This window comes from Pseudomonadaceae bacterium SI-3 (assembly GCA_004010935.1).
Taxonomy (GTDB): domain Bacteria; phylum Pseudomonadota; class Gammaproteobacteria; order Pseudomonadales; family Pseudomonadaceae; genus Stutzerimonas.
Map to the genome: position 1 here is coordinate 412,591 of CP026511.1, position 16,372 is coordinate 428,962.

Annotated in this window: 14 protein-coding genes; 6 read left to right on the plus strand and 8 right to left on the minus strand. The window is 62.3% G+C overall.

Going from position 1 to position 16,372, the window contains the following annotated elements; translation table 11 throughout:
* Nucleotides 1-52: 52 nt before the first annotated feature.
* The 8 genes from C1896_01970 to C1896_02005 all read right to left on the minus strand — a co-directional run bounded on the left by C1896_01970 (nucleotide 53) and on the right by C1896_02005 (nucleotide 7,643).
* Nucleotides 53-1,396 (minus strand): hypothetical protein, encoded by a 1,344-nt coding sequence (locus tag C1896_01970; GenBank protein AZZ43790.1) that lies wholly within the window; start codon nucleotides 1,394-1,396, stop codon nucleotides 53-55.
* A gap of 99 nt (nucleotides 1,397-1,495) precedes the next feature.
* On the minus strand, nucleotides 1,496-2,797 hold the full coding sequence (locus C1896_01975) for a phosphate regulon sensor histidine kinase PhoR (protein ID AZZ43791.1): 1,302 nt from the start codon (nucleotides 2,795-2,797) through the stop codon (nucleotides 1,496-1,498).
* Nucleotides 2,798-2,877: 80 nt separating this feature from the next.
* A complete protein-coding gene (gene phoB / locus C1896_01980) occupies nucleotides 2,878-3,567 on the minus strand; it encodes a phosphate regulon transcriptional regulatory protein PhoB (protein AZZ43792.1) in 690 nt (229 codons plus the stop codon).
* Nucleotides 3,568-3,732: 165 nt separating this feature from the next.
* A complete protein-coding gene (gene ubiA / locus C1896_01985; protein AZZ43793.1) occupies nucleotides 3,733-4,629 on the minus strand; it encodes a 4-hydroxybenzoate octaprenyltransferase in 897 nt (298 codons plus the stop codon).
* 50 nt (nucleotides 4,630-4,679) lie between these two features.
* On the minus strand, nucleotides 4,680-5,219 hold the full coding sequence (locus C1896_01990; GenBank protein AZZ43794.1) for a chorismate--pyruvate lyase: 540 nt from the start codon (nucleotides 5,217-5,219) through the stop codon (nucleotides 4,680-4,682).
* A gap of 250 nt (nucleotides 5,220-5,469) precedes the next feature.
* Nucleotides 5,470-6,207 carry a hypothetical protein gene (locus tag C1896_01995; GenBank protein ID AZZ43795.1) on the minus strand — a complete coding sequence of 246 codons (738 nt, stop codon included), beginning with the start codon at nucleotides 6,205-6,207 and terminating at the stop codon, nucleotides 5,470-5,472.
* 156 nt (nucleotides 6,208-6,363) lie between these two features.
* A complete protein-coding gene (locus C1896_02000; GenBank protein ID AZZ43796.1) occupies nucleotides 6,364-6,582 on the minus strand; it encodes a hypothetical protein in 219 nt (72 codons plus the stop codon).
* A 290-nt stretch (nucleotides 6,583-6,872) separates the two neighbouring features.
* Nucleotides 6,873-7,643 (minus strand): transcriptional regulator GlcC, encoded by a 771-nt coding sequence (locus C1896_02005; GenBank protein ID AZZ43797.1) that lies wholly within the window; start codon nucleotides 7,641-7,643, stop codon nucleotides 6,873-6,875.
* A gap of 234 nt (nucleotides 7,644-7,877) precedes the next feature.
* Here C1896_02005 and C1896_02010 point away from each other — a divergent pair, with 234 nt between their 5' ends.
* From C1896_02010 to C1896_02035, 6 genes are all read left to right on the plus strand, one after another.
* Nucleotides 7,878-9,377 (plus strand): glycolate oxidase subunit GlcD, encoded by a 1,500-nt coding sequence (locus C1896_02010; protein AZZ43798.1) that lies wholly within the window; start codon nucleotides 7,878-7,880, stop codon nucleotides 9,375-9,377.
* A complete protein-coding gene (locus C1896_02015; GenBank protein AZZ43799.1) occupies nucleotides 9,377-10,435 on the plus strand; it encodes a glycolate oxidase subunit GlcE in 1,059 nt (352 codons plus the stop codon). The genes C1896_02010 and C1896_02015 overlap by 1 nt, the downstream gene beginning before the upstream one ends.
* 1 nt (nucleotide 10,436) lies before the next feature.
* Nucleotides 10,437-11,654 carry a glycolate oxidase iron-sulfur subunit gene (locus tag C1896_02020; GenBank protein AZZ43800.1) on the plus strand — a complete coding sequence of 406 codons (1,218 nt, stop codon included), beginning with the start codon at nucleotides 10,437-10,439 and terminating at the stop codon, nucleotides 11,652-11,654.
* A 182-nt stretch (nucleotides 11,655-11,836) separates the two neighbouring features.
* A complete protein-coding gene (locus tag C1896_02025; protein ID AZZ43801.1) occupies nucleotides 11,837-12,241 on the plus strand; it encodes a hypothetical protein in 405 nt (134 codons plus the stop codon).
* A gap of 18 nt (nucleotides 12,242-12,259) precedes the next feature.
* Nucleotides 12,260-14,440, plus strand: a complete 2,181-nt coding sequence (locus C1896_02030) for a malate synthase G (protein AZZ43802.1) — start codon at nucleotides 12,260-12,262, stop codon at nucleotides 14,438-14,440.
* 221 nt (nucleotides 14,441-14,661) lie between these two features.
* A complete protein-coding gene (locus tag C1896_02035) occupies nucleotides 14,662-16,371 on the plus strand; it encodes an L-lactate permease (GenBank protein AZZ43803.1) in 1,710 nt (569 codons plus the stop codon).
* The last annotated feature ends 1 nt before the right edge of the window (nucleotide 16,372 follow it).

The following is a 16,372-nucleotide window of genomic DNA, read 5'->3' on the forward strand; positions in this document are numbered from 1 at the left end:
AGCAAAACGCTCGACGCCACCGCTCTTTGCCGCATGGCGGCTCCATGCGGGCTTATTCCTGCTTCAATACCTTGGCCAGAACGATCTTCGGTCCGCGCATCTTCTTGACCACGATCTGTAGATCATCCACCAGCAGCTCTTCGTTTTCTTCCGGGACGCGCTTCAGCGTCTCGTAGATCAGTCCCGCCAGCGTGTCGGCCTCGATATGATCCAGGTCGATGCCAAGCAGGCGCTCGAGTTTGAACAGTGGGGTGTCTCCCCGTACCAGCAGCTTGCCTGGCTGATAGGCAAGAATGCCGCGCTCGGTTTTGCGGTGCTCGTCCTGAATGTCACCCACCAGCACTTCCAGGACATCCTCCATGGTAAGGAAGCCCACCACCTTGTGGTCGCCTTCTTCAACCAGCACGAAATGCGCACCACCTTGGCGGAACTGGTCCAGCAGCACGTTCAGCGGCAGATAGCGCGGCACCCGCTCCATGGGGCGCAGTATGTCGCTGAGCACGAAATGCTCAGCCAGCTGCTCGTCGCCTGCGATCGCCAGTAGCAGATCCTTGATATGCAACAGGCCAATGTAGTCGCCCTGCTCACTGTCATAGACCGGGTAGCGGCTGTACTTGTGGCGCCGAATCAGGTCGAGGATGTCGGCCAGCGAAGCGTTGTGTTCCAGTTGCAGCAAGTCTTCACGGGAGTTGGCCCAGTCGGCCACTTCCAGTTCGCTCATTTCGACCGCCGAGGCGAGCACCTTGATGTCCTGGTTGGCCGGATCCAGCGCCCGGTTCGAATGCAGGATCAGCTTGAGCTCGTCGCGGCTGTAGTGGTGTTCGTGGTGGCTCCCCGGCTCGCCCTGGCCGGCCACCCGCAGAATGGCGTTGGCGCTGGCGTTGAGCAGGTAGATCGCTGGATACATCGCCCAGTAGAACAGGTAGAGCGGCGCCGCCGTCCACAGCGACAGCAGCTCGGGTTTACGAATCGCCCAGGATTTGGGGGCCAGCTCGCCGATGACGATGTGCAGGTAGGAAATGATGAAAAAAGCCGTGAAAAAGGCGATGCCATGTACAACCGCCTGGGATTGCACGCCTGCGGCGGCCAGTACCGGCTCCAACAGGTGTGCAAAGGCCGGCTCACCGACCCAGCCGAGGCCCAGCGATGCCAGGGTGATACCCAACTGACAAGCCGACAGGTAGGCGTCCAGCTGGCTGTGTACCTTGCGCAGGATATGCCCGCGCCAGCCGTGCTGCTTGGCGATCGCCTCGACCTTGGTGGAGCGCAGCTTGACCATGGCGAACTCGGCCGCCACAAAGAAGCCGTTGAGCAAGACCAGGAAAAGTGCAAACAGAATCATGCCAAAATCGGCGAAGTAGGATGAAGCGGCGTAACTAGCGGGGGAAGGGTCCATTAGGGTGTCGGGTAGTCAAAGACGGCCCAAGGATGGGGCCGGCTCGGGGTTATTTCAAGGAGCCGTTGAGGCGTCAGCTGCCGGGCGGTTGCACAGCGGTCACGGCACCGTGGCCTGGGTCAGCGGGAAATGGCAGGTGAATGTGCTGCCTTTGCCGGGCGTGCTGTTGATATCCAGACGGCCCTGATGCCGCAGCAATACGTGCTTGACGATGGCCAGGCCGAGGCCGGTGCCGCCGGTACTGCTCGCGCGGCTGGAGTCGACCCGGTAGAAGCGTTCGGTCAGACGCGGCAGGTGCTTGGGTTCGATGCCAATCCCTGAGTCCTGCACGGCCAGGTGTGCACCATGTTCGTTGCACCACCAGCGGATATGCACCTCGCCATTGTCCGGCGTGTATTTCACCGCATTGAATACCAGATTAGAGAACGCGCTGCGCAGCTCACTCTCGCTGCCCTTGAGCAGCAGGGTAGGGTCCGCTTCCAGGGTGATCTGGTGGTTGCGCTCGGCCGACAGCGCCAAGGCGTCGCTCTTGATGGACTGCAGCAGTTTTGCGATGGCCACCGGCTGGGTATTGGTCGGCGGGTTGGTCGCTTCGAGCTTGGCCAGTAGCAGCAGATCGTTGAGCAGGAGCTGCATGCGGCCGGCCTGCTGGCTCATCTGGTTTAACGCTCGTGGCCAGCGCGGAGGCATTTCTTCGGTGTGTTCGAGCATCGTTTCTAGGTAGCCGGCGATCACCGTTAACGGCGTGCGCAGCTCGTGGGACACATTGGCAACGAAGTCCTTGCGCATCTGCTCCAGCAGATGCAGGCGGGTGATGTCGCGTACCACCATCAGATGCTCGCTGTTGCCGTAGCGGGTAATGGTGATCTGCAGCCAGAGGCGGTCGTTGACTGGCGACGACAGCTCCAGCGGTTCCTCGTGACGACCTTTGTCGAAATATTCTTTGAAACTCGGATGACGCACCAGGTTGGTCACCGGATGGCCGGTATCCTGCGGTTTCTTCAGGCCCAGCAAGCGCTCCGCGGCCGGGTTCCACCATTCAAGATTGGCATCGCTGTCGAGCATGATCACCGCATCTCGAAGCGCGGTGGTCGAGCCTTGCACCCGGTCGATCACCGATTGCAACTGGGCTCGCAGACGCAGATCGCGGCGCTGGAGCTGGTACAGGTTGTCGAAAATCTCGCCCCAGATGCCATGACTGTCCGGCGGAGGCTGATCGGTTTGATCGCTCTTCAGCCACAGCAGCAAGCGCCGGATCTGGCGCAGCGTCCAGCCCAGGTAACCGGTAAGGCCAATCACCAGTGCCCAGGCATATTCGCCCGTGACCAGGCCCACCAGCAGGCATCCAGCCAGTATCAACAGCAGGCGGCGCGCCAGAGCGCCTTGCCAGTCTTGATTCACCGCTAACGCTCCTTGAGGCAGCTTGAGGCCGGCCGGAAATCATCTACAACGCCAGCTCATGCTCGGCGGTTGCGGCTTGTTCAGCTCTTGGTGGAAAAACGGTAACCAGTGCCGCGCACGGTTTGCACCAGGTTTTCATAGGTTTCGCCCAGTGCTTTGCGCAGGCGGCGGATATGGACATCCACCGTGCGCTCCTCGACATACACATTGCCGCCCCAGACCTGATCGAGCAACTGTCCACGGGTGTAGGCACGCTCCTGATGGGTCATGAAGAACTGCAGCAAGCGGTATTCGGTCGGGCCCATGTCTGCGGGTGTGCCGTCGATAGTCACTCGGTGACTGATGGGGTCCAGCAGCAGACCACCGATCTCGATCGGCGTTTCGTTGTCGCTGGTGCCGGCGCGGCGCAACACAGCCTTGAGGCGCGCCACCAGTTCACGAGGCGAGAAGGGTTTGGTGATGTAGTCATCGGCGCCCACTTCCAGGCCCTGGATCTTGTTGTCCTCGGCATCCTTGGCGGTGAGCATGATGATCGGTGTGTTGGCTGTCATCTCGTCGCGCTTGAGGCGCCGAGCCAGCTCGATGCCGGATGTGCCGGGCAGCATCCAGTCGAGCAGGATCAGATCCGGTTGGCGATCGATGATCAGCGCATGGGCCTGCTGGACGTTTTCCGCTTCAAGGCATTCGTAGCCGGCCATCTCCAGCGCCACCACGATCATTTCCCGAATCGGCGCTTCGTCATCGACGATCAGTATGCATTTACCGTTCATGTCCGCTCTCGGTCCGTTTTATTGTCGCTCGGCATTAGATAACGGAAATGTTGCAGCCATGTGACAGGAATTGGCGCCTCTGCACCAGAACGACTGCCGCCCGACCTCGTCTAGCAAGCGTCTCGAAGCTGTGGGGTTCGGTCATGCTGCGTGCGCTGGGGCGCATTAGCCCGCTCTTGTAGCGTAGTCGAGCATGATCCCCGCAAGAATCGCCAGGCCTGCCCAGTGGTTATGCAAAAAGGCCTGGAAGCACACCTGTGGTTTGCGCGAGCGAGTTTTCCAGAACTCCCAGGCAAAGCAGGCTGCGGCGATGGTCAGCCCAAGATGAAACCACTGCCCGAGTTCGAAGCGCACGCCTGCGAGAATCAGGCAGAACAGGGCGAGGCCCTGTAGCGTGGCGATGATGACCCGATCAGCCTCGCCAAAGAGGATCGCTGTGGATTTGATGCCTATTTTTAGGTCGTCCTCGCGGTCGGCCATGGCGTAATAGGTGTCGTAGCCGACCGTCCACAGCACATTGGCGATGAACAGTAGCCAGGCTTCGGGGGGCAGTTCGCCTCGCTCGGCGGTAAAGGCCATCAGCATGCCCCAGGAGAACGCCGCGCCGAGCACAACCTGCGGGTAGTAGGTGTAGCGCTTCATGAAGGGGTAGAGCGATGCGACACCGAGCGCGCCAAACGATAGCCAGACGGTGGCAGTGTTGGTTAGCAGGACGAGGCCGAAGCTCAATGCGACAAGGACGGCAAAGAGGATCCAGGCCTCCTTCGAGGTGACCCTGCCCGTCGCCAGTGGACGGCCCTTGGTACGGCTGACGTGCCCGTCCAGGTTGCGGTCGGCGAAATCATTGATCACGCAGCCGGCGGCACGCATGAGGATCACGCCGAGCACAAAGATTGCGACGTTTTTCACGCTGGGCGATCCCTCGCCAGCGATCCACAGCGCCCAGAGCGTCGGCCACAGCAATAGATAGGTGCCAATCGGGCGATCCAGGCGCATCAGCTGGATAAAGTCCCAGGCGCGCGGATGAAGGCGATTGCTCGATTGCAGAAGCTTTTGATACATCGGCGGGGCTCCGGTCGGTGAGCGGCGGTTACGGGCAGTCTGTGCCGCGTTCAGGTGGTGATCCGTGCGGCCTGCCACAGTGCTGGCAGAAACACTTCGGTCACCAGCACGCGCAGCTTGTCCTGGCTGAAACAGGAACGGCGCGCCCACAGCTGCGATTGGCGAACATCCTGCGGCAACCAGGCGGCCGGGTAGCGTCGGGCTTGCAGTGGGCCGCGGCTGAACGCCGGGTCGCTGAACAGCAGTTCGCCGAGCGAGCGGCTACCCAGGTGTGGCAGATCCAGTCCGGACTGTTCCAGGGCGTGGCGGGCGGCGACACTGCGGGCGAATACCCAGGGCTCATGGTGGCCACGTAGATAGACTTCGCGAACCCAGCCTTCACTCCCTTCCGCTACGTCCAGCGCGGCGCATTCGTCAGCGCGCATGACCTGCCAGCCTTCATTCAGGGGCTCGACGCTGAACGCGCCGTCGGCCAGCTCGGTCAGGCGACGGGTGAGCGACCCCTTGTCGAGGTAAAGCCAGTCGTGCAGATCAGGTGCGGGTGGGGCGCAAAGGCGGTCGGCAGGCAGCCAGGCTTGAGAATCGGGCACGGGCGGTAACAGGTAGCGGAAAGAGGCGGCCAGTCTAGCATGGGGGCTATTAGCAGGCTTAAAGGCGTAGGGTTTGCCTTGGGCGCCAAGACCGTTTAGCACTGCGACGTGAGCGCTCGAGGTAGAACGCCTTGTCGACCGAAGCGTTGGCATCTGAGCGCATGTAGTGGTTGTACGGGTGGGAGCGAGCCCCGCCATGCGACTCTTTGGCGCCGGCGGGGCTTGGTGCGAACCGAGTCCTAGGACGGGGTTAGCTTTGCTGGAACAGGCTCCGCAGGATCTGCGCAAGCTCGGATATGTTTTTATGAACGGCGGGATTGAACTGCTCGCCAAGGGCGTAGGTGCGCCATTCCGCCTCTGCCATATCATTCAGGCGGTCCAGCTCCTTCTCTAGGGTATCCAGGCGCTGCTGAGCCTGCTGCAGGTTCTGCTTGTTGACGTTCATACCGTCCATGTCCTGCAGTGCCTGAACCAAGTCCTCGACAGTTTCCTGCAGGTCATCGACCTGATTCACGACGTCGGCGCTGTCGATTTCCTGCATCTTCTGGCTTGACGCGCCGCTGAGCATCTTCGCCACTTCGTCCAAGTTGCTGGCCAGCTCGTTGACCTGTTTGGTCACGCCAACCTTGTAATCTTCGTCGCGGATCCAGGTAATCCAATCATCGTCAGTGCGTTCGGCTTTCTCGTCCAGCCGGTGCTCCATCTGTTGGTTAAGCTGTTGTTCCATTTTTGCCAGCTGACCATCGCTCTGCTGCCAGTTGGTGATGCCCATGGATACCCCGGACTGGCGCAGCGATCCGATCAAATCGGCAACGTTCTCGCGAACATCGTCAACGGCATCAACCACGTTATGGCCAACTCGAATGGAGGTGCCTGCCTGCTGAGTCTGCATGCCCTTTTGCGTCTCTTGGGCGGCGGCGGGCAGCGCTAGGCTGGCGGCCATCAGGGCGGTGGCGAGTGCTAGTGGCTTCTTGTTCAATGCGTTCATCGTTCATTCCTCACAGGTAATGGTTGGGGTTTTGCTGAGCAATCACGGTTTATCCGTCAGGCGTCTGATCGCTGCGGCTGGCGAGACGGGGGTGATTGTTTCGCACGGGTCCTCCTTAGTAAGGGCGCTATCGAGCCCGGTGCTTCCAGGGGGCTATCACTCGGTGTCGACGTCTACGTTCGGAAGTGGCACAGATCGTTCTTTGATACCCACATCGACGTCAGCGTCTTTAACGTCGTACTCAGGCATGTTGCCGCCCTGCACATCTACGTCGGGCAACCGACCGGATTCTTCCTTCTCGATGGTGCAACCACCTACTCCGAGCATGAGCGCAAGCAGGCTGCTGCCGAGTGCAAATTTGGCTGATCTGTTCATGCAACATTCCTCCGAATGACTGGCTAAAGACGCGGAATTGCCGGTGCGGCAGCGCATATGCGCAACCTGTGACGGTTCGTCCGCGCTTAATAAAGTCGACAGGGAGCGTCTTTCACAGTTCAGCAATTAGTCAGAGTGAGCCACGACCGGTGGCGCGCTGGACTACAGGGCGGACAGCCCTAGGGGCGGCGCGGGGATTCATGCCAGGCAGGGATAGGCAGGGTCGACGGATATTTCCTGGCGTCTGGTAGCGTGCTTTGAGGGCTCAATTGTGTCCGCCGGGGTGGGCGTCAGCCCCAGCCTTCCAGTCGCATGGTCGCCCGCACCAGCCGCTGCTCCTCTTGTTCGATCTCCTTGAGGTTGTCGCGAATGCCGTGGATATGGTCTCTCGCGGCGCGCTGGGCCTGATCCGGCAGGCGCTCGGTAATGGCGTGAAATAGCCGCGAGTGCTGCCGGTCGATCTGCCGCTTCTGCATCGGTCGGTGATAGAGGTTGTTCACCGAGGCGAACACGGTGGAGAGCATCAGATCGGTCAGCGACTGCAGCGTATGCACCAGCACCGGGTTGTGTGACGCCTCGCTGACAGCCAGGTGAAAGGCGTGGTCGAGGCGCGCATGCTCGCGCGGGTCGGCCTCTTCCGTGGTGTGCGCGGCGAGCATTTCCTCGTAGCGGCGGCGCAGCAGGATGAAGTCGGCATCAGTGCCGCGCAGCGCGGCCAGCCGGGCCGATTCGCCTTCGAGCAAGGCGCGGACCTCAAGTAGGTCGTATAGGGTGCGCGGCTGGGAGTTGAACAGGTGCATCAGTGGGCTCGCGTCCTGCTCACCGGACAGCTTTGCCACATGGGAGCCTCGCCCTTGGGCAGTCTCGATGATCCCGCGGCTGCGCAGCACCCGCAGTCCTTCGCGAAGTGCCGAGCGCGAAATGCCCAGCTTTTCGCACAGGCGCCGTTCCGATGGTAGCGCCTGCCCAACCTTGAGCACGCCGTCGACGATCAGGCGCTCTATACGCTCGGCTACTACGTCCGACAGCTGGCGGCGATCCTGGGAGTTTTCAGTCAGCATAGTGGGCTCCGTTACTGGTAGGACCAGTTTGGCCGGATCTTACATCAATCTCGAATCGCTCCGCTAAAGGCCCGTATACCCAGTGCTTGTGGCCATTCCCGTTGAAAGGCTCATGAAAGAAACTGGTAGGACCAGTGGTTTTTAGTGTGGACGGCAGGAAGGTGTCGGGCTAATGATGCGTCAAACCACCGCAGCTGGCCGTGCGCGCGGTGAACAATGAGAGCACCGACTGCCATGAATATCCTCTACGACGAACGCGTCGATGGTGAGCTGCCCAAGGTCGACAAAGCGGCATTGCTTGCCGAGCTCAAGGCGCAATTGCCCGACATGGACATTCTCCATCGCGGCGAAGACCTCAAGCCTTACGAGTGCGATGGTCTTTCCGCTTACCGCACCACGCCGATGCTGGTGGTGCTGCCCGAGCGCATCGAACAGGTCGAAACCCTGCTGAAGATTGCCCACAAGCGTGGTGTGCCGGTTGTGGCGCGAGGCGCGGGAACCGGGTTGTCGGGCGGTGCGTTGCCGCTGGAGCAGGGCATCCTTCTGGTCATGGCGCGTTTCAACAAGATCCTCGAAGTCGACCCGGCCGGTCGCTTCGCTCGCGTCCAGCCCGGCGTGCGTAATCTGGCGATTTCCCAAGCGGCGGCGCCCTATGACCTTTATTACGCCCCGGATCCCTCGTCACAGATCGCCTGCTCCATCGGCGGCAACGTCGCCGAGAACGCCGGTGGTGTGCACTGCCTGAAATACGGGCTGACGGTGCATAACCTGCTCAAGGTCGAGATCCTCACCGTCGAGGGCGAGCGCATGGTGCTGGGCTCCGACGCGCTGGACTCACCCGGCTTCGACCTGCTGGCGCTGTTTACCGGTTCCGAGGGCATGCTCGGCATCGTCACCGAGGTCACGGTCAAGCTGCTGCCCAAGCCGCAGGTGGCCAAGGTGCTGCTGGCGGCATTCGATTCGGTGGAAAAGGCCGGCCGCGCGGTGGGCGATATCATCGCGGCCGGCATCATCCCAGGTGGCTTGGAAATGATGGACAACCTGTCGATCCGCGCCGCCGAAGACTTTATCCACGCCGGGTATCCGGTGGACGCCGAGGCGATCCTGCTCTGCGAGCTGGATGGTGTCGAAGCCGACGTCCATGATGACTGCGCCCGTGTGGGCGAGGTGCTCAAGCTAGCCGGCGCCACCGAAGTGCGGCTGGCCAAGGACGAGGCCGAGCGGGTCAAGTTCTGGGCCGGACGCAAGAACGCCTTCCCGGCGGTCGGGCGGATTTCGCCAGACTACTACTGCATGGACGGCACCATCCCGCGCCGCGAGCTGCCGGGCGTGCTCAAGGGCATCAGTGATCTTTCCGACGAATACGGCCTGCGTGTGGCCAACGTGTTCCACGCCGGGGACGGCAACATGCACCCGCTGATCCTGTTCGATGCCAACACCGAAGGCGAGCTGGAGCGCGCCGAGGCGCTGGGCGGCAAGATTTTGGAACTCTGCGTCAAGGTGGGAGGCTCGATCACCGGCGAGCATGGCGTCGGGCGCGAGAAGATCAACCAGATGTGCGCCCAGTTCAACGCCGACGAGCTGACGCTGTTCCACGCGGTAAAGGCGGCGTTCGACCCCAGCGGCCTGCTCAACCCCGGTAAGAACATCCCGACACTGCATCGCTGCGCCGAATTCGGCGGCATGCACGTCCATGGCGGGCAGTTGCCTTTCCCTGAACTGGAGCGCTTCTGATGACGGTTTCCTTCGACGACAGCCAGCAGCTGCTCGACCAGGTCAACCAGGCGTTGGCCAGCAACACCCCGCTGCGCATTCAGGGCGGCGGCAGCAAGGCGTTTCTCGGCCGCGAGGTGCAGGGCACGCTGCTCGACACCCGCGCGCATCGCGGCATCGTCACCTACGACCCGACCGAGCTGGTGGTCAGTGTTCGCGCCGGCACCCCGTTGGCGGAGCTGGAAGCCGCGCTCGACGAGGCCAACCAGATGCTGCCGTGCGAACCGCCGCATCTGGGCGAAGGGGCCACGGTTGGCGGGATGATCGCCGCTGGCCTGTCCGGTCCGCGCCGGCCCTGGTCCGGCTCTGTGCGCGACTTTGTGCTCGGCACACGCGTAATTACTGGCCTCGGTAAACATTTGCGTTTCGGCGGCGAAGTGATGAAGAACGTCGCCGGCTATGACCTGTCACGGCTGATGGCGGGCAGCTTCGGCTGTCTTGGCGTGATCACTGAAGTCTCGCTGAAAGTGCTGCCCAAGCCGCGTCTGTGCCGCAGCCTGCGGGTCGAGATGCCGGTCGACCGTGCGTTGCTCAAGCTCGCCGAGTGGGGGCAGCAACCGGTGCCGATCACGGCGGCAAGCCATGACGGACAGGCGCTGCATCTGCGTCTCGAAGGCGGCGAAGGGTCGGTCAATGCCGCGTGCGACCGTATCGGTGGCGAGACGCTGGACGTTGGCTACTGGAATGAACTGCGCGAACAGCGCCTGGGTTTCTTCGGTGATGCCCGTCCGCTGTGGCGTCTGTCGCTGCCTACCGATACCCCGGTGCTGGCGCTACCCGGCGAGCAGCTGATTGACTGGGCAGGCGCCCAGCGCTGGCTGAAATCCGATGCCGATGCGCAAACCATTCGCGCCATCGTCAGTGAAGTCGGCGGTCATGCCATCTGCTTTACCGCTGGCGCGACCACCAGCCCGTTTCAGCCATTGGCTGAGCCGCTGCTGCGTTACCACCGCCAGCTCAAGACGGCGCTCGACCCGCAGGGGATTTTCAATCCCGGCCGCATGTATTCCGAGGTCTGATATGCAAACCAATCTGAGCGAAGCCGCGAAGAAACTGCCGCGCGCCGAGGAAGCCGAAAGCATCCTCCGCTCCTGTGTGCATTGCGGCTTCTGCAACGCCACTTGCCCGACCTACCAGTTGCTTGGCGATGAGCTGGACGGCCCGCGTGGGCGCATCTATTTGATGAAGCAGATGTTTGAAGGCGGCGAAGTTACCGAGGCCACCCAGACCCACCTGGACCGCTGCCTGACCTGCCGCAACTGCGAAACCACCTGCCCGTCCGGCGTGCAGTACCACAACCTGCTGGATATCGGCCGCGACTTCATGGAACAGCAGGTGCCGCGCTCGGCGGGCGAACGCTTGCTACGCACCGGCCTGCGCACCGTGATTCCGCGCCCGGGTCTGTTCAAGGCGCTGCTGGGTGCCGGTAACACGCTGCGTCCGTTGATGCCGGCGACGCTCAAGGCGCACATGCCACGCCAGGTCACCCCGGCCAAGCCGCGGCCCCAGGTGTTGCATGCACGCCGCGTGTTGATCCTTGAAGGCTGCGTGCAGCCGAGCCTGTCGCCGAACACCAATGCCGCCACGGCACGCGTGCTTGATCGCCTTGGCATCAGCGTGACGACAGCGCGTGAAGCCGGCTGCTGCGGTGCCGTGGACTATCACCTGAACGCCCAGGAAGCCGGCCTCGACCGCGCGCGCCGCAACATCGACGCCTGGTGGCCTGCCATCGAAGGCGGCGCCGAAGCCATCGTTCAGACCGCCAGTGGTTGCGGTGCCTTCATCAAGGACTATGGTCATCTGCTGCGAGGCGATCCGGCTTACGCGACTAAGGCCGCTCGGGTCAGCGAGCTGGCCAAGGATCTGGTGGAGGTGATGCGCAGCGCCGAGCTGGAACGGCTCAAGGTCGAGACCGACAAGCGCATGGCCTTTCATTGCCCTTGCACCCTGCAGCACGCACAGAAACTCGGCGGCGCGGTCGAAGACGTGCTCACCCGGCTCGGCTTCCATCTCACCGCGGTACCGGATGCGCATCTGTGCTGCGGTTCTGCAGGCAGCTATTCGATCACCCAGCCGGAGATCTCTCACCAGCTGCGCGACAACAAGCTCAACGCACTGGAGAGCGGCAAGCCGGAAGTCATCGTCACCGCCAACATCGGCTGCCAGACGCACCTCGACGGCGCCGGGCGGACACCGGTGCGGCACTGGATCGAAATCGTCGAGGAGGCGATGGGGTGACAACGTCGAAGGCTAGATTGAAATCGCCGAAGTCGAAGTAGGGTGGGCTTCAGCCCACCAATAGCTGATCACATGGCGCCCGGTGGGCTGAAGCGGAACGCCGCCCGGCCCACCCTACGAATCAACTTGGCAGCTCTGGCCGCGGCCCAAACGAACAACCGAATCTGAAGACAGGAGAAAACATGAAAACCAAAGCCATGCTGACCCAGACCGAAGTGACCGCCATTTTGGCCGCCGCGCGCAGCGAAGCGCAGAACAACGGCTGGGCCGTGACCATTGTGGTTGCTGACGACGGCGGCCATCCGTTGGCGCTGGAACGTCTGGACGGCTGTGCGCCGATCGCCTCCTACATCGCCACTGAGAAAGCGCGCAGCGCCGCTGTGGGTCGTCGCGAAACCAAGGGCTACGAGGACATGGTTAACGGCGGCCGCAATGCCTTCCTGTCCGCGCCGGTGGTGTGCTCGCTGGAAGGTGGCGTGCCGGTGATCGTCGATGGGCAGGTAATCGGTTCGGTCGGCGTCTCCGGTGTGACCGCTGCTCAAGATGCACAGGTCGCCAAGGCCGGCGTTGCCGCTGTCGCCAACTGATTCGGATAGGAGAACAACATGACCGAGCGTGTAACCCTGGGCCGTCTGCAAGTCGCGGCCAACCTGCAACGCTTTATCGAAGACGAAGTATTGCCGGGCACCGGCGTCGAGGCGGCCGCTTTCTGGAGTGGTTTCGACCAGCTGGTGCATGACCTGGCGCCGAAGAACCGTGCCCTGCTTGCCGAGCGTGATCGCCTGCAAGTCGAGCTGGACAACTGGCACCGCAGCCATCCCGGCCCGATCAGCGACATGCCGGCCTACCGCAGCTTCCTCGAGTCCATCGGCTACCTGCAGCCCGAGCCGGGGGAGGTGAAGATCAGCACCAGCAACGTCGACAGCGAAATCGCCACCCAGGCCGGCCCGCAGTTGGTGGTGCCGATCGGCAATGCGCGCTATGCACTGAACGCCGCCAACGCCCGCTGGGGCTCGCTGTATGACGCGCTCTACGGCACCGACGCCATCAGCGAAGAGAACGGCGCGCAGAAAGGCCCCGGCTACAACGAAGTACGTGGCGCCAAGGTCATCGCCTTCGCGCGCAACTTCCTCGATCAGGCCGCGCCGCTGGCCGAAGGCAGCCATGTGGATTCGGTCAGCTACCGTGTGCAGGATGGCGAGCTCAAGGTCACCCTGGAAAACGGCAGTGTCACCGGGCTGAAGCAACCCGAGAAGTTCGTGGGCTTCCAGGGCGAAGCAGTCGAGCCGACTGCGATTCTGCTGAAGAACAACGGGCTGCACGTCGAAATCCAGATCGATCCGAACAGCCCCATCGGCCAGACCGATGCCGCTGGGGTTAAGGATCTGCTGCTGGAAGCCGCCGTCACCACCATCATGGATTGCGAAGACTCAACCGCCGCGGTCGATGCCGACGACAAGGTTTTGGTCTACCGCAACTGGCTGGGCCTGATGAAGGGTGATCTGGTCGAAGATATGGAGAAGGGCGGCAAGCGCATCACCCGTCGCCTGAACGAAGATCGCGAGTACACCGCCGCTGATGGCTCCAACCTGAAGCTGCATGGCCGCTCGCTGCTGTTCATCCGTAACGTCGGTCACCTGATGACCAACCCGGCGATCATCGATGGCGAAGGTCACGAGATCCCCGAAGGCATCATGGATGGTGTAGTCACCAGCCTGATCGCTAAGCATGACCAGCAGCGCAAGGGCAATTCGCGCACCGGCTCGATGTACATCGTCAAGCCGAAGATGCATGGCCCGGCCGAAGTGGCCTTCACTGACGAGCTGTTTGGTCGCGTCGAAGACCTGATCGGCCTGCCGCGTCACACGCTGAAGGTCGGCATCATGGACGAGGAGCGCCGTACCAGCGTCAACCTCAAGGCCTGTATCGGCGCCGCGAAGAATCGCGTGGCCTTCATCAACACCGGATTCCTAGACCGTACCGGCGATGAGATGCACACCATCATGGAAGCCGGCGCCGTGCTGCGCAAAGGCGACATGAAGAGCACCGCCTGGATTCAGGCCTACGAGCGCAACAATGTGCTGGTCGGTCTGAACTGCGGGCTGCGCGGCAAGGCGCAGATTGGCAAGGGTATGTGGGCCATGCCGGACCTGATGGCCGCCATGCTCGAGCAAAAGATTGGTCATCCCAAGGCCGGCGCCAACACCGCCTGGGTGCCGTCGCCGACGGGTGCGACGCTGCATGCGCTGCACTACCACCAGGTTGACGTGCAGGCCGTTCAGGCTGATCTGGAAAAGGTCGATCTCGCCGCCGAGCGCGACAAGCTGACCAACGATCTGCTGACCATCCCGGTCGCGCCGGAGCGCAACTGGTCGGCCGACGAGATCCAGCAGGAACTGGACAACAACTGCCAGGGCATCCTCGGCTACGTGGTGCGTTGGGTCGAGCAGGGCGTCGGTTGCTCCAAGGTGCCGGACATCCATGACGTCGGCCTGATGGAAGACCGCGCCACGCTGCGTATCTCCAGCCAGCACCTGGCCAACTGGCTGCATCACGGTGTGGTCGATGAAGCGCAGGTGCGCGAGACCCTGGAACGCATGGCCAAGGTGGTCGATCAGCAGAACGCCGGCGATCCGGCCTATCGCCCGATGGCTGCCGACTATGCGGGTTCTGCGGCTTTCCAGGCGGCCTGTGACCTGGTGTTCAAGGGGCGCGAGCAGCCCAGTGGTTATACCGAGCCGCTGCTGCATGCCTGGCGTCAGCGCTTCAAGCAGCAGGTCGGTTGAGCGGCATCAGCAAGACTGTCGGCGGTCAGCATGAGCTGATCGCCGACGCGATTTGATGAGCCCCGGGCGCTACCAGCGTCCGGGGCTTTCGAGCAAGAGGGGCGGGCTAACATGACTTGCTAGTCAGCTTCTCGGACTGAGGTGATCTTCATTTCAGCCATGCGTGGGACCGGGCTTTCCCGGATGTAAGCGGTTCACAACAAAAAACAAGGAACCCAACAATGAGTCAGACACTGCTGTCCATACTGGCCTTCGTGCCGCTGGTGCTGGCGGGGGTACTGCTGATCGGCTTTCGCTGGCCGGCCAAGTACGCAATGCCGCTGGTTTTCGTGCTCACTGCGTTGATCGGGCTGCTGGCCTGGGACATGACCTTCAACCGGGTCCTGGCTTCCACGCTGCAAGGCTTGATTCTCACCGCCGCGATCCTCTGGATCATCTTTGGCGCAATCCTTCTCCTGAACACGCTTAAACACTCCGGGGGTATCGCGTCGATTCGTCGGGGCTTCGCCAACGTGAGCCCGGACAAGCGCGTCCAGGTGTTGATCGTGGCCTGGCTGTTCGGCTGCTTCATCGAGGGCGCCTCGGGCTTCGGTACCCCAGCAGCGGTCGCTGCGCCGCTACTCGTCGCACTGGGCTTTCCGGCGCTGACGGCGGTGGTGCTTGGGATGATGGTGCAATCCACACCAGTGTCCTTCGGTGCGGTGGGTACGCCAATTCTGGTGGGTGTCGCGGGTGGTCTGGACCAGGCCACGCTCGGCGGTCAGCTGGCAACCGTGGGCAGCAACTGGGATGTGTTCTTCCAGCTGATCTACTCCCGGGTGGCGATCATCCATGCGCTGTGCGGCATCCTCATGCCGCTGATCATGATCTGCATCATGACGCGCTTCTTCGGTCGTAACCGTTCCTGGAGCGAAGGTCTGGCAATGGCGCCGTTTGCCATTTTCACCGGTCTGGCGTTCGTGATTCCGTACGCTGCGGCGGGTGTGTTCCTCGGTCCGGAATTCCCGTCGATGATCGGCGCTCTGGTCGGTCTGGCCATTGTGGTTCCGGCGGCGAAGGCGGGCTTCCTGCTGCCGAAGACCAGCTGGGATTTCGCCCCGGCCAGCGAGTGGCCGGTTGAGTGGATGGGCAAGATCGAGATGAAGATCGATGACGTCGCTGGGCGTACACCGATCTCCGTGCCGATGGCCTGGGCGCCTTACCTGCTGTTGGCGATCTTCCTGGTGATGTCGCGGATCTTCCCGGACCTCAAGGCGGCGCTGATGTCGGTGAGCTTCGGTTGGAGGGACATTCTCGGTGAAACCGGTGTGTCCGGCACCCTGGAGCCGCTGTATCTGCCAGGCGGGATTCTCTGCATGGTAGTGCTGGTGACCTTCTTCCTGCATCGGATGAAAGCCGCTCAGCTGGGCGCTGCCATCGCCGAATCGAGCAAAACGCTGCTGGGCGCTGGCTTCGTGCTGATCTTCACCATTCCGATGGTGCGGATCCTGATCAACTCCGGTGTCAACGGTTCGGATCTGGTCTCCATGCCAGTGGCCATGGCACAACTGGTGGCCAACAGCGTAGGCGGGGTCTACCCCTTCTTCGCGCCTGCGGTTGGCGCACTGGGTGCATTCATTGCCGGCTCCAACACTGTGTCGAACCTGATGCTGTCGCAGTTCCAGTACAACACCGCTGGGCTGCTGGGTATCTCCGGCGCGCTGATGGTAGCGCTGCAATCAGTGGGCGCCGCGGCTGGCAACATGATCGCCATCCACAACGTCGTCGCGGCTTCGGCCACGGTCGGCCTGCTGGGCCGTGAGGGCATCACGCTGCGCAAGACCATGCTGCCGACGCTGTACTACCTCGTACTGGCTGGCACCATCGGCCTGATCGGCTTCTATGTGATGGGTATCAGCGATCCGCTGGTGGGCATCGCGACCGCCAGTTAAC